The 12021-nt window shown below is 66.2% G+C and carries 12 protein-coding genes; 8 read left to right on the top strand and 4 right to left on the bottom strand.

Going from position 1 to position 12021, the window contains the following annotated elements:
• The first annotated feature begins 26 nt into the window (after positions 1-26).
• The 6 genes from G6N32_RS10980 to G6N32_RS10955 all read left to right on the top strand — a co-directional run bounded on the left by G6N32_RS10980 (position 27) and on the right by G6N32_RS10955 (position 7278).
• Entirely contained in the window at positions 27-674 is a 648-nt protein-coding gene (locus G6N32_RS10980) for a TetR/AcrR family transcriptional regulator (protein WP_163789223.1), read from the top strand.
• Complete coding sequence (locus G6N32_RS10975; RefSeq protein ID WP_115319619.1) at positions 671-2107, top strand: aminobutyraldehyde dehydrogenase; 1437 nt, start codon at positions 671-673, stop codon at positions 2105-2107. Before G6N32_RS10980 ends, G6N32_RS10975 begins: the two co-directional genes overlap by 4 nt.
• A 1-nt stretch (position 2108) precedes the next feature.
• Positions 2109-2435, top strand: a complete 327-nt coding sequence (locus tag G6N32_RS10970; RefSeq protein WP_115319618.1) for a RedY/HapK family protein — start codon at positions 2109-2111, stop codon at positions 2433-2435.
• Between the two features lies 1 nt (position 2436).
• Positions 2437-4158, top strand: coding sequence for a phytoene desaturase family protein (locus G6N32_RS10965; RefSeq protein WP_115319617.1), 1722 nt, complete (start codon positions 2437-2439; stop codon positions 4156-4158).
• A 9-nt stretch (positions 4159-4167) separates the two neighbouring features.
• Positions 4168-5919 carry a dihydroxy-acid dehydratase gene (locus G6N32_RS10960; RefSeq protein ID WP_115319616.1) on the top strand — a complete coding sequence of 584 codons (1752 nt, stop codon included), beginning with the start codon at positions 4168-4170 and terminating at the stop codon, positions 5917-5919.
• 120 nt (positions 5920-6039) lie between these two features.
• On the top strand, positions 6040-7278 hold the full coding sequence (locus G6N32_RS10955) for a cytochrome P450 family protein (RefSeq protein WP_115319615.1): 1239 nt from the start codon (positions 6040-6042) through the stop codon (positions 7276-7278).
• A 6-nt stretch (positions 7279-7284) separates the two neighbouring features.
• On the opposite strand, the gene G6N32_RS10950 is transcribed toward G6N32_RS10955, so the two are convergent.
• The gene (locus tag G6N32_RS10950; RefSeq protein WP_172507280.1) at positions 7285-7887 is read right to left on the bottom strand and encodes a TetR/AcrR family transcriptional regulator; all 603 of its coding nucleotides are present in this window, start codon (positions 7885-7887) and stop codon (positions 7285-7287) included.
• An 87-nt stretch (positions 7888-7974) separates the two neighbouring features.
• On the opposite strand from G6N32_RS10950, the gene G6N32_RS10945 reads away from it, so the two are divergent.
• Entirely contained in the window at positions 7975-9717 is a 1743-nt protein-coding gene (locus tag G6N32_RS10945; RefSeq protein ID WP_115319614.1) for a CocE/NonD family hydrolase, read from the top strand.
• 21 nt (positions 9718-9738) lie between these two features.
• Complete coding sequence (locus G6N32_RS10940) at positions 9739-10128, top strand: carboxymuconolactone decarboxylase family protein (RefSeq protein WP_115321079.1); 390 nt, start codon at positions 9739-9741, stop codon at positions 10126-10128.
• On the opposite strand, the gene G6N32_RS10935 is transcribed toward G6N32_RS10940, so the two are convergent.
• The 3 genes from G6N32_RS10935 to G6N32_RS10925 form a co-directional block, all read right to left on the bottom strand.
• Entirely contained in the window at positions 10129-10272 is a 144-nt protein-coding gene (locus G6N32_RS10935; RefSeq protein ID WP_163789221.1) for a hypothetical protein, read from the bottom strand.
• 115 nt (positions 10273-10387) lie between these two features.
• Positions 10388-11674 carry a hypothetical protein gene (locus G6N32_RS10930; RefSeq protein WP_163789219.1) on the bottom strand — a complete coding sequence of 429 codons (1287 nt, stop codon included), beginning with the start codon at positions 11672-11674 and terminating at the stop codon, positions 10388-10390.
• Complete coding sequence (locus tag G6N32_RS10925) at positions 11671-12009, bottom strand: hypothetical protein (RefSeq protein WP_115321077.1); 339 nt, start codon at positions 12007-12009, stop codon at positions 11671-11673. Before G6N32_RS10925 ends, G6N32_RS10930 begins: the two co-directional genes overlap by 4 nt.
• Between the last annotated feature and the right edge of the window lie 12 nt (positions 12010-12021).

Below are 12021 nucleotides of genomic sequence, written 5' to 3'. Positions count from 1 at the left end.
ACAAATGTTCTTATAAGCGAGGCAGCATGGCTCAGGCTCCCCGGCGCACGCGCCGTCACGACCCCAACCGCCGACAGCGCATCATCGATGCCGCGCTGGAGGTGCTGGCAGCCGACGGTGTCGCGGGCATCACTCACCGTGCCATCGGCACCGCCGCCGACGTGCCACTCGGATCGATCACCTACCACTTCGCCAATCTCGCCGACATCGTTGACGCCGCCTTCGAGACTCATGTGGCAAGGCTGGCCGATCGGTTCGCGACACGGCTGGCGGCGTGCGACTCCCCCGACGACGTCATCGAATGCATCGTCGCGGCTGTCACCGACGACCTGGCAGGTCATCCCCACGAACTGGCGATCACCTACGAGCTCTACGGCGACGCGGTTCGCAGGTCCCAGACCAAGCAGGTCACCCAGCACTGGATGACTCTGGCAGAAGATGCACTGGCACAACACTTTCCGCGACCGACCGCCCGATTGCTCGACGTCGTGGTTGAGGGCCTGATGGTCCACATGTCCATTGCCCAACAACAGATCTCGAAAGGTGAAGTCCGCGCGCTGCTGACCATTGCCGCTCATGCGGGGCAAGCCGCCTACGAGTCCGGCACCGACCTCGGCGTCGAGGTGGACGCCGACCACCAATTCGTCAAACCCACACTTCAGGAGAAGACATGACGTTCCACCGCCAGATGTTCATCGACGGAACCTGGACCGACGCCTCGGACGGCGCCGTCGACACGGTACCCGCCCCGGCTACCGGTGAGACCTTCGCCGAAACCGCCCACGGCACAGTCGCCGACGTCGACCGTGCCGTCGCCGCCGCCGAAGCCGCTTTCCCCGGCTGGGCGCGAACCCCGGTGGGTGAGCGGGCCCGGGCGTTCCTGACGCTGGCCGACCGGGTCGAGGCCGATCTGTCCACGCTGGCCGAGATCGAGTCCCGCAATGTCGGCAAGCCGATCGGTCTCGCGCTGGAGGAAATGGGGATGATCGCCGATCACCTGCGATTCTTCGCGGGCGCCGCTCGATCCGTGGAGGGCCGGGCCGCCACCGAGTATGTCCGGGGTAAGACCAGCATCATCCGCCGCGATCCACTGGGCGTGGTCGGTTCGGTCGCGCCCTGGAACTATCCGCTGCTGATGGCGATCTGGAAGATCTCGCCAGCGCTGATGACCGGGAACACCCTGGTGCTCAAGCCTTCCGAGCACACCCCGTTCTCGGTCCTGCGGCTGGCCGAGTTGGCCCAAGACCTTTTCCCCGCCGGCGTGTTCAATATCGTGACCGGGCACGGCAGTGACGTCGGCGCCAGTCTCGTCGCCCATCCGCGGGTGCGGATGTCCTCGCTGACCGGATCGGTCGCGACCGGGCGCGCCCTGATGCACGCATCGGCCGACTCCAACCTCAAGCGTCTGCACCTCGAACTCGGTGGCAAGGCGCCCGTGCTCGTGTTCGCCGACGCCGATGTCGCGCTGGCAGTGGACAAGATCATGGAAGGCGCATTCTGCAACTCCGGGCAGGACTGCATGGCCGCTTCCCGCGTCTACGTCCACGAGTCCCTGCATGACGAACTCGTCGCCGGCCTCGAGAAGGCCGTCACGACACTGGATCTCGGCGACCTGGCCGACGAGAACACCGCCATGGGACCGGTCATCACCGCCGCGCACCGCGACCGCGTCGAGGGTTTCGTCGAGCGGGCCAAAGCCACCGGGCACACCGAACTCATCCAGGGCGCGAACCCCGGTGTCGGGTTCTACACCGCTCCGACCGTGGTGGTCGGGGCACGACAAGGGGACGAAATCATCACCAAGGAGGTATTCGGCCCCGTGACGTCGGTGACGACCTTCGGCGATGACGACGACGTCGTCGCGTGGGCCAATGACACCGAATATGGCTTGGCGGCATCGGTATTCACCAATGATCTCGGTCGGGCCATGGATGTCACCGGCGACCTCCAGTTCGGCACGGTCTGGGTCAACGACCACCTGCCGGTCACCCCGGAGATGCCACACGGTGGCTTCAAGCAGTCGGGCAACGGCAAGGACATGTCGATCTACGCGCTCGAGGAATACACCGAGATCAAGCATGTGATGATCAGCCGGGCGGGTGCCTGAGATGGGGACGGTCACCGCCATCAACATGTTCTCCCTCCGGCCGGGCGTTACCGCCGCGCAATTCGAGGATTTCTCCGCCGAACTCGACCAACCCACGTGCTTGTCCTGTGACGTCGTCGAGAGCTTCGAGGTGTACCTCGTCGAAGGCGACGGACAGCAGGTCGACGTCATCGAGATCATGACCGTGCGGTCATGGCCGGAATGGGAATCGTTGCGCGACAACGCACCCGAGTTCGTGCCCGTGCTTCGCAGATTTGCAGAACTGGTCGATCTGGACACCGTTTCGACGCTGTTCACCCGCCACGTAAACCCGACCAAGGAGAACTGACATGCCGACGTCACCCGACTATGACGCCATCGTGATCGGCGCCGGCCACAACGGTCTCGTCACCGCCAACTATCTCGCCAGAGCGGGCAAGCGCGTATTGGTGCTCGAAGCCCGCGAGGTGGTGGGCGGAGCGTGCGTCACCGAGGAACTCATACCCGGTTCCAAGTGGTCATCCTGCGCATTCATCGCAGGCTTGTTACGACCGGAGATCATCGCCGAACTCGAGCTCGCCCGCTTCGGCCTCGAGCTCTACCAGGGAGACGCGCTGTCGTTCAGTCTCTTTCGTGACGGTACGTCGATCACCATGTGGAAGGAGACCGACCGCACGCTGCGCGAGATCGAGAAGCTGAACAAGGGCGACGCGCAGGCGTTTCTCGACTTCGGCGTCCGCTTGCAGAAGTTCGCCGGCCTGGTCACACCCTGGCTGCTGAAGTCGCCGCCCGAACGCTCGGAGGTTCTGGCCGCCTTCGAGGCCGCCGGCGAACAGAAGCTGTTCGACGAGTTCACCTTGATTTCGGTGCGCGATCTCTTAGACCGCTACTTCGAAGACGAGCGGCTCAAGAGCATGCTCACCTTCTTCGGCATGGTCTCCATTTACGGTGGTCCGTCGTCACCAGGCACCGCATACACCTACGGGCACCATTCCTGGGGCGAATTCGACGGCAATTTCGGCCAATTCGGGATGGCCCGGGGCGGCATGGGGGCGATCAGCGAAGCGCTGGCTGCCGGGGCGCGCCACTACGGTGCGACGATCCGGACGTCTGCTCCGGTCGAGAGGGTGCTCGTCGAGCGGGGTGTGGCCACCGGCGTTCGGTTGCGGGACGGCTCGGTGATCACCGGCTCCCAGATCTTCTCCAACGCCGACCCCAAGCGCTCACTGCTGCGATTGCTCGAGCCCGGTGTTTTGTCGCAGAAGCTGGTGCACGAGGTGGAAAACATCGACACCCGCGGTTCGATGGCCCGTATTCACCTGTTGATCGACGAACTGCCGCAGTACCTTCCGTTCCCGGACGCCAGTGAAGGCCCACAGCACCACGGACATCAGTTGCTCGGTGCCAGCCGGGAGGCGTTCGAGGAGGCGTTCGAGGCGCAGCGCCGCGGCACCTTCCCGAGCACGTTCGTCATCGAGGCCGTCATCCAGTCGGTTACCGACGACTCGCTGGCGCCCAAGGGCCGACACACGATGACCCTCGGCATTCAGCAGCTCCCCTCGGAACTCACCGGCACCACCTGGGCGGTGGAAAAGGAGCGGTGGGCAGACCTGGTGCTGGAGGATCTGTTCAGCTACGCGCCAAATCTGCGTGGCCACATCCTGGATCGGGTCATCATCACCCCCGACGACCTGGACAACGAGTACCTGATCACCGACGGCAACATCTTCCACGGAAGCATGATGCTCGACCAGCTCTTCGGGGCTCGGCCGCTGCCGGAGTTGGCCGACTACCGCACACCGATACGCAACTACTACCTCTGCGGTGTCGGCACCCATCCGGGCGGCGGGGTGATGGGCGCCAGCGGACACAACGCCGCCAAGGTGGCTCTCGACGACGCCGACGGTGTGACGACTCCGTCTCGGCTTCGGACCAACGGGCACAAGACGCCCTGGCAGCAACGGCTGGTCGGCGGATTGATGTCCACCAAGTCCGGCCGCTGGCTCAGCTACCAGGCAGCCCGGCAACCGGCGATGCGCAAGATCACCGCCTATGCCGCGCGGGTCCGCTGAGGCTGACCGATGACCAGCTCACCGCACCGGCTCAAGAGCTCCAAATGGTTTGCCGGCCAGAATGTCCCGGGTTTCGTGCACCGGTCGGCGATGCGGGCATCGGGATTCTCCCGGATGGCGGTCGACGGCCGGCCGATCGTCGGCATCTGCAACTCCTGGTCTGAAGTCGTCAACTGCAACATGCACTTTCGCGGCATGGCCGACGCGGTCCGGCGTGGTGTGCTCGCGGCGGGCGGCTTTCCGCTCGAGTTCCCCACCATCTCACTCGGTGAGCAGTTGATGAAGCCGACGACGATGCTGTTCCGCAACCTGATGGCGATGGACGTCGAGGAGTCGATCCGCGCCTACCCTTTCGACGCGGTCGTCTTGCTGGGTGGTTGCGACAAAACGGTGCCCGCCCAACTGATGGGAGCCACCAGCGCCGACGTGCCGGCGATCGTGCTCACCGGCGGCCCGGCATCTCCCGCGGTGTTCAACGGCAAACAACTCGGAGTCGGCACCGATCTGTGGCACTACATCGACGAGGTGCGGGCCGGCCGGATGCCGATGGCGGAGTACGACCGGCTGGAATCTGCGGCGGGGCCATCGCAGGGCCACTGTCCGGAAATGGGTACCGCCTCGACGATGGCGACCTTGGTCGAAGGGCTCGGGATGACCCTGCCGGGGGCCGCGGCCGTGCCCGCGATGGACTCGCGGCGACTCCAGGTCGCCGAGATGGTCGGCGTTCGGGCGGTCGGTCTGGCCGCCGAGGGTCTGCGGCCGTCACAGGTGCTGACCGCAGAAGCGTTCGACAACGCGATCACGCTGATGCTGGCCGTCGGCGGATCCACGAACGCGGTCGTGCACCTGCTGGCCATCGCCGGACGGGCCGGCGTCGAGCTGCCGTTGGATCGATTTCACGAGTTGTCCTCTCGCACACCATTGGTGGTCAATGTGCGTCCGGCCGGCCAGCATCTCGTCGAGCAGGTCTTCCACGCCGGCGGGATTCCCGCCGTGATGAAGGCGATCGAGCCGTTGCTGCACACCGAGGCGTTGACGGTCACCGGCAAGACGGTCGCCGACACTCTGCCCGACCGGGCCGGAACCGATCCGACGGTGATCGCGAACCTGAACACACCGTTCCAGCCGCCCCAAGGACTTTCGGTCGTGCGGGGCAATCTCGCACCTAATGGGGCGGTGATCAAGTGCAGTGCCGCCACCGCGGACCTGCTGGTGCACCGCGGACCGGCGGTCGTCTTCGACAGCATGGCCGACATGATGCGTCGCTTCGACGATCCCGATCTCGAGGTGACTGCCGAGTCGGTTCTGGTGCTGCGCAGCGCCGGACCCCGCGGAGCGCCCGGGATGCCGGAATGGGGACAGCTGCCCATCCCCAGCAAGCTGCTCGCGCAAGGAGTCACCGACATGGTCCGGATCTCCGATGCCCGAATGAGCGGAACCGCTTACGGCACGTGCGTTTTGCATGTCAGCCCAGAATCAGCAGTGGGCGGGCCGCTGGCGCTGGTCCGCGACGGGGACGTGATCGCGCTCGACGCCCTCGCCGGCCGGCTCGATGTCCTGGTCACTGACGACGAACTGGCGAAGCGGCGCGCGGAACTCCCCGTTGCCCCTGCACCGCACCATCGCGGCTATACCGCGCTCTACGTCGAACGGGTGCTGCAGGCCGATCAGGGGTGTGACTTCGACTTCCTCGTGGGGCGGTCGTCAGCGCCGGAGAACGAGCCGGACGCGGTCTTCGACGGCTGGGTGGGCGGCTGGTGAAGGGCTCGCGCCGCGGAGGAGTCATGGATCTCGCGGTCGACTAAGCCTGTCATCAGGCAACGGCATTTCTTGATTGCGTAATCGGGCACGACACGAGCGGGTGTGGGCGATATTGGGCGCATGACTGTGCAGGCGGACCGGATACCGTTCACCGATCTGGACGACCCCCTGATGTTCACCGATCCCTTCCCGCGGTACGCCGAGTTACGTCGCAGTGCCCCGGTGTCGCGCGTGCGGGCGCCGCTGGCCACCGGGATGAGGGCCAAGGGATACATGCTGACCCGGTACGACGACGTCCTGGCCATGCATGCCGACCCCAGACTGTCCAGCGATGTGATGCGCAACGATCGGATCGGGCGGCTACGCTGGCTGATCCCCAAGCCGATCCGGTTGTTGACCGAGACGATGGCGACCAAGGACGATCCCGAGCATCAGCGGTTGCGCAGACTGGTGCACAAAGCATTCACCCCGAAACTCGTGGCCGGCCTGACCGACGACATCACCGGCATCGCCCGCGAGCTCATCGAGCAGTTGGCCCAAGCGGGCCAGGTCGATCTGGTCAGCGATTTCGCGGTGCCCTTCCCGCTGACGGTTATCGCACGGCTGCTCGGGGTCAAAGACCATGAGCTCGAGGAGTTTCACCACCTGTGCCTGACACTCACCGAAAGTTCGTCCAAGGGAACGCGGGGTCTGATCGGGATGATCAACGCCGCGGCACAGCTGACAGCTTTCTTCGAACGCCTCGCGGACGCACGTCGGGACGACCCCGACGACGGACTCATCTCCCAACTGGTTCGCACGACAGACGGCGGTGACAAGCTCAGCGACCGCGAAGCGATCGCGATGATGTTCCTGCTGTTGCTCGCCGGGCACGACACCACGTCCAATCTGATCGGCAACAGCATCGTGGCGTTGCTCGACCATCCCGATCAGCTCGCGAGGTTGCGGGCACAGCCCGACTTGATCGACCACGGTGTCGAGGAACTGTTGCGATTCACCGCGCCTGTCGCCGTGGGCGCACCACGGGTGGCACTGGAAGACCTGGAGTTTTCTGGAACGCGAATTCCCAAGGGCAGCAGAGTCTTCGGCATGCTCATCTCCGCCAACCGAGACGAGTCCGTTTTCCCCGACGCCGACCAACTGGACCTTTCTCGCTCGCCGAACAAGCATCTTGCCTTCGCATCCGGCAACCATTACTGCCTCGGCCATCACTTGGCGCGCTTGGAGGGCCGCATCGCGATCACCCAATTGCTGCAGCGGTTCGACCACCTCGAGCTCACGGTCCCCCGGAACAGCCTGCGCCTGCGCCCGATTGTTCAGCTGAGGGGTCTGGCATCATTGCCGATGCGGCTGCGCTGACCCGCGCTACGCCCCCAAGTCGCCGTCGACGTAGCGCTGCAGGTTCGGCGCGACGGCGGTGACGATCTCGTCATCGCTCATCGACGCCAGCGGTTCGATCCGCCACACGTAGCGCATCATCGCCAAGCCCATGATCTGCGACGAGATCAACCCGCTGCGCTTCAACCGGTCCCCCTCGTCGGCACCCAGCTGAGACACGCCCATCAGCTGACCCTCGACCACCCTGCGCAGCTTCTCGCGGGTACTCGGCTCGTGCGCAGCGGTCTGCAGTACCGCCCGTAACACCGGGCCGATCTCGTCGTCGGCCCACGCGCCCAGCATCAGCCGCAGCAGCGCGGTGCCAAGCCGTGGCACCGGTGTGGTCCAGGTGTGCGCCACGCTTTCCAGCCAGCGTTGCGGTGGATTGGTGGCCGCATCCAGCAGGCCTTCCTTGGACCCGAAGTAGTGATACACCAGCGCCGGGTCCACGTCGGCGGCCCTGGCCACGGCCCGGATCGTGGTGCCTGCCGAACCGTGTTGAGCGAACTCGTCGCGCGCGGCGCCGACGATCCGGCCGGCGAGCACGCCCTTCTCGTCGCGGGGTCCCGGTGTCGTGGCGTTCCTCGCCATCCGCATCACCTCAGGTTTCATATTGCGTTGAGACTAGTTTCATCGTAGCGTGAAACTAGTCTCAACAGGACGTGAAAAAGGATCGGGATGACAACCACCAGCGTTTCGGGCATCGAACCGGGTCAGCGCACACTCAACGGGCCCCAGACCACCGGCCGGGACTACCGCAACCTGAGCACTCCGGACCACCACATCACCACCGACATCAACATCGCGGTCCCGATGCGCGACGGTGTCACGCTGCTCGCCGACGTCCACCGCCCCGACGCTGACGGACGCTTCCCCGCGCTGATCGCCGCGTCGCCCTATCCGCGCCAGATCCAGGACCTCGGCGCCCCAGCCGGCTTCATCGAGGCCGGCGCCACCGACTTCTGGGTGCCGCGCGGCTACACCCACGTCATCGCCAACCTGCGCGGCACCGGCGGATCCGGCGGGACCTTCGGATTCTTCGACGCCCAGGAGCGCCGCGACCTGTACGACCTCGTGGAATGGGTAGCGGCGCAACCCTGGTGCGACGGGAACGTCGGCATGATCGGTATCAGCTATTTCGCGATGACCCAGCTGGAGGCCGCCGTCGAACGGCCGCCGCATCTCAAGGCGATCTTCCCGGTGGCCGTCACCGCAGACCTCTACGAGGCCGCGATGCACCACGGCATGTTCAGTGCGTCTTTCGTGACGCCGTTCCTGTCGATGCTCGGACTCACCGCGGCCCGCAGCGATACGTTCTGGCGGAGCCGTCCGCTGGGTGCGGCCCGTTGGGCGCTCAACACCCCGCGGCTGCACCACAAGTTCGCGACGATGAACGGCGAGGCTGCCGTGACGATGATGCGCGGGCTGCTCAAACTGCCGCACGACCCACACCCGTGGGACGAGCTGTGGCTCGACGCGGCGGTCAAGCACCCTACGCGCGACGCCTGGTGGGACGAGCGCAACCTGCTGCCATTGCTCGAAAAGGTCGATATCCCAGCTTATTTGGGTTGCGACTGGCAGAACGTACCGTTACACCTGCCCTCGACGTTCACCAGCTACGCCGGGCTGACCAACAGCCCGTGTGTGCGCGTCGGGATGCTCGGCGAGTACGGGCTGACCTGGCCGTGGGAAAGCCTGCACATCGAAGCGCTTGCCTGGTATGACCATTGGCTCAAGGGCCGCGACACCGGCATCCTCGACGGCCCGCCGGTGCGCTACGTCCTGCCCGGCACCGACGGGTGGCGCACGGCGGAATCCTGGCCGCCGGCATGCACATTCCGGGAACTCGCCCTGCGCGCCGACGGCACCCTCGACGATGACGAAGCCAGCCCTGGCGCGCGGGATTTCATGGCGCTCGGCAGTGGACTGGGCCGGGCCAAACCCAGCTCGATCGATCCCCCGTCGATGCTGACGTGGACCAGCCAGCCGCTGGTCGCGGCAATCGACGTCGTCGGCGACATCGAGTTGCGGTTGATCGCGGCCGCCACCGCCGCCGACACCGCGTGGATCGTCACGCTGTCCGACGTCTCCCCCGACGGCACCGCGGAGCCGGTGACGGCAGGCTGGCTGCGAGCCGGTCTGCGCGAGGTGGACGAGGCCGCCAGCCGGCCAGGCGCACCGGTGCTGCCGTGCCGTCACCCGCAGGCCATACCGATCGGCGACGACGTCGAGTACCGAATCCCCCTGGTACCCAACGCCCGCCGCTTCGGCGCGGGCCACTGCATCCAGATCACGATCACCAGTGACGACCAGGACCCGGACACCCCGGCGATCATGAACTTCCGGCATGCCGGCGTCGGCACCAGCAGTGTCAACACCGTGCGATCGTCGTCGCGGCTGGTGCTGCCCGTCCTCGCCTGATCCGGTGCGATCATGGACGCCATGGACCAGGCAACATACGACAAGGGACGACAGATCCGCGCCGCGGTGCTCGGCGAGGAGTACGTCGCCAACGCCGAGCGGCAGGCCGACGACTTCAGCAAACCGCTGCAGGATCTGCTGACCGAATACTGCTGGGGTGCGGTATGGGGCCGCGAGGAGCTGCCGCTCAAGACCCGCAGCATGCTGAACCTGGCGATGATCTCGGTGCTGAACCGCCCGCACGAGCTGAAAACCCATGTGCGCGGGGCTCTCACCAACGGCGTCACCCGCGAGGAGATTCGCGAGATCCTGTTGCAGGTGGCGATCTACGCCGGCGCGCCCGCAGCTGTCGACGGTTTCCGGGTCGCCCGGGAGGCTTTCGCCGAACTCGACGGACGGTCGGGCGGCTAGCTACAGCGCGCGCCACCAGCTGATCGGCCGCTCCGCTGCCGGGTTGCTCTGCCAGGCCGGACGCCACAGACCCGCCGTGGACTTCGCGCCGTGCTGTTCGAGTGCCTGATGAATCCGCCGAATCATCCAATTGCGTGACATCATCACGACCTCCTACCGCCGCGCCGCGCGCCGAGACATCGAGTATGGGCATAACTCCCGGCAGTGCGGGACTGCCCAGGTTGACGTCGGCTAAACGTCGCGCGACAAATTGGCGGGGTCAGCCACCGAAAAGCAGATACAACCCGGTGAAGGTGTAGGCCACCATCGTCAGCATCATCGTCAGTTGTCCGGTGATCTGGTGACCCGATGGCAGCAGCCGGATCGCCGCGTCATGCGCGGCGACCACCCCCGCGATATGCCCGGCCACCACGAAGCACACCTTGAGGCTGGCCAGCACGCCCGGGTGAGCGGACAGGACATAGCCGACCTCGACGTCGTGGAGCCCGAACAGCGCGATGACCGTCTGCTGCCCTTTCTCCACGAGGTACGAAAGATAGTGCGCGAACACATATCCGACGACGATCGGGATCAGCGAGTGCGCCATCAGCCCGGGCAGCTCGCGCCGGCGTGCGCGGTCGATCCCTCCGGTGGCCTGCGACGCGCCCCAGAAACTCAACCCCACGACGGACACGAACACCAGCAGCCCGATGCTGCGCGTCACCGCCGGGCTGACCCCGAGACCGTCGGCGAAGTTTCGCCAGTCCGGGCTCGCCGAAAAGCTGTCGAACGCGGTCGAACCCAGCAGAACCGCCAGTACAGCAAGCGTTCCCGGCCGAACCGGCAGTGTCCGCAGATGGTTGAACGGGTTGACCCAGGCCAACTCGCCGCTGTCGCGGTTACGGCTGAAGACCGCCAGCCGGGATGCCACCACGCTGTAGACGTCGAACGGGTCGGCGCGGGACAGCCAGCGCGGACCGCACAACAGTGCGCCGCCGAGCGCGATCACGGCGTAGCAGGCCAGCCAGATCTTGATCGCGGTCAGCGACCCCGGGTTCGGGCTGGCCAGCTCCAGCCAGACGAACGCGAGCAGGCCCAGCGCGCCCGGCCAGTACCCGAGCGCCTCCGGATAGCCGCGCAGCGCGCGCGACGGGATCAACCGGACAACGGTCCGGATCGGCGAGATCACCCGCCACACCGGTCCGATCAGCACCGACAACGCCGGAACGCCCACCCACAGCAACACATAGAACGCGCCAGGCAGCGCGTTGCGGCCGTCCTGCGGTCCGGCGACGCCGGCGATGACAACCCAGATCGCCAGCGCCAATGCGAGCCCGGCGACCACAGCCCGGCTGATCTGTGAATCGACCGCCCGCGTCAGCCAGTCCGGCAGCGGACGACCCGGCCGGTCAGGATCGAATCGCGGTGTCCGCCAAGCGAACGCCACCACCGCAAAGGTGAGCGTCAAAGCCCACGCCGCGCCGATCAGCGCGTACGAATACGGGATCGGAAGATCGGTGGAGCCACCGAGGCCGTGTGCGAGCACCGCCACGGACGGCTGGGTCACGGCTGGACTTGGATGGTCGCCACCGTTCGGTCGAGGTGGTGCAGTTCGACCGCGACGCTGCCCGGAACGCTGACGGTGAACGAGAATTCCTGGTCCGCTGCGGGTTTGACTTCGAACTCATGATCCGGGGTGGAGTGCACGTGCAGTTCGTCGTCGGCGTCGCTGGTGACCCGCAGGGTGATCGGCTGGTTCACCTTGGCGGACAGTGTCGCGTTGGTGGGTGTGACCGCACCTTTGGCGATGGTGATCTCGACGACCGGGCCGGCGGCTTGCGGCACCGGCGGCGTGGCCGAACTGCACCCCACCGCGGTCGCCAGCACGGCGCTGACCGTCATCAGCTTGGCCAC

The sequence above is a fragment of the Mycolicibacterium aichiense genome, assembly GCF_010726245.1.
Taxonomy (GTDB): domain Bacteria; phylum Actinomycetota; class Actinomycetes; order Mycobacteriales; family Mycobacteriaceae; genus Mycobacterium; species Mycobacterium aichiense.
This window is presented reverse-complemented; position numbering and strand designations above follow the sequence as displayed.

Excerpts from the sequence above, each read along its gene's own strand:
- G6N32_RS10970 (WP_115319618.1), top strand. The coding sequence starts at position 2,109 with ATGGGGACGGTCACCGCCATCAACATGTTCTCCCTCCGGCCGGGCGTT.
- G6N32_RS10950 (WP_172507280.1), bottom strand. The coding sequence starts at position 7,887 with ATGGCGAGGAACGCCACGACACCGGGACCCCGCGACGAGAAGGGCGTG.
- G6N32_RS10980 (WP_163789223.1), top strand. The coding sequence starts at position 27 with ATGGCTCAGGCTCCCCGGCGCACGCGCCGTCACGACCCCAACCGCCGA.
- G6N32_RS10955 (WP_115319615.1), top strand. The coding sequence starts at position 6,040 with ATGACTGTGCAGGCGGACCGGATACCGTTCACCGATCTGGACGACCCC.
- G6N32_RS10965 (WP_115319617.1), top strand. The coding sequence starts at position 2,437 with ATGCCGACGTCACCCGACTATGACGCCATCGTGATCGGCGCCGGCCAC.
- G6N32_RS10940 (WP_115321079.1), top strand. The coding sequence starts at position 9,739 with ATGGACCAGGCAACATACGACAAGGGACGACAGATCCGCGCCGCGGTG.
- G6N32_RS10935 (WP_163789221.1), bottom strand. The coding sequence starts at position 10,272 with ATGATGTCACGCAATTGGATGATTCGGCGGATTCATCAGGCACTCGAA.
- G6N32_RS10975 (WP_115319619.1), top strand. The coding sequence starts at position 671 with ATGACGTTCCACCGCCAGATGTTCATCGACGGAACCTGGACCGACGCC.
- G6N32_RS10945 (WP_115319614.1), top strand. The coding sequence starts at position 7,975 with ATGACAACCACCAGCGTTTCGGGCATCGAACCGGGTCAGCGCACACTC.
- G6N32_RS10960 (WP_115319616.1), top strand. The coding sequence starts at position 4,168 with ATGACCAGCTCACCGCACCGGCTCAAGAGCTCCAAATGGTTTGCCGGC.
- G6N32_RS10925 (WP_115321077.1), bottom strand. The coding sequence starts at position 12,009 with ATGACGGTCAGCGCCGTGCTGGCGACCGCGGTGGGGTGCAGTTCGGCC.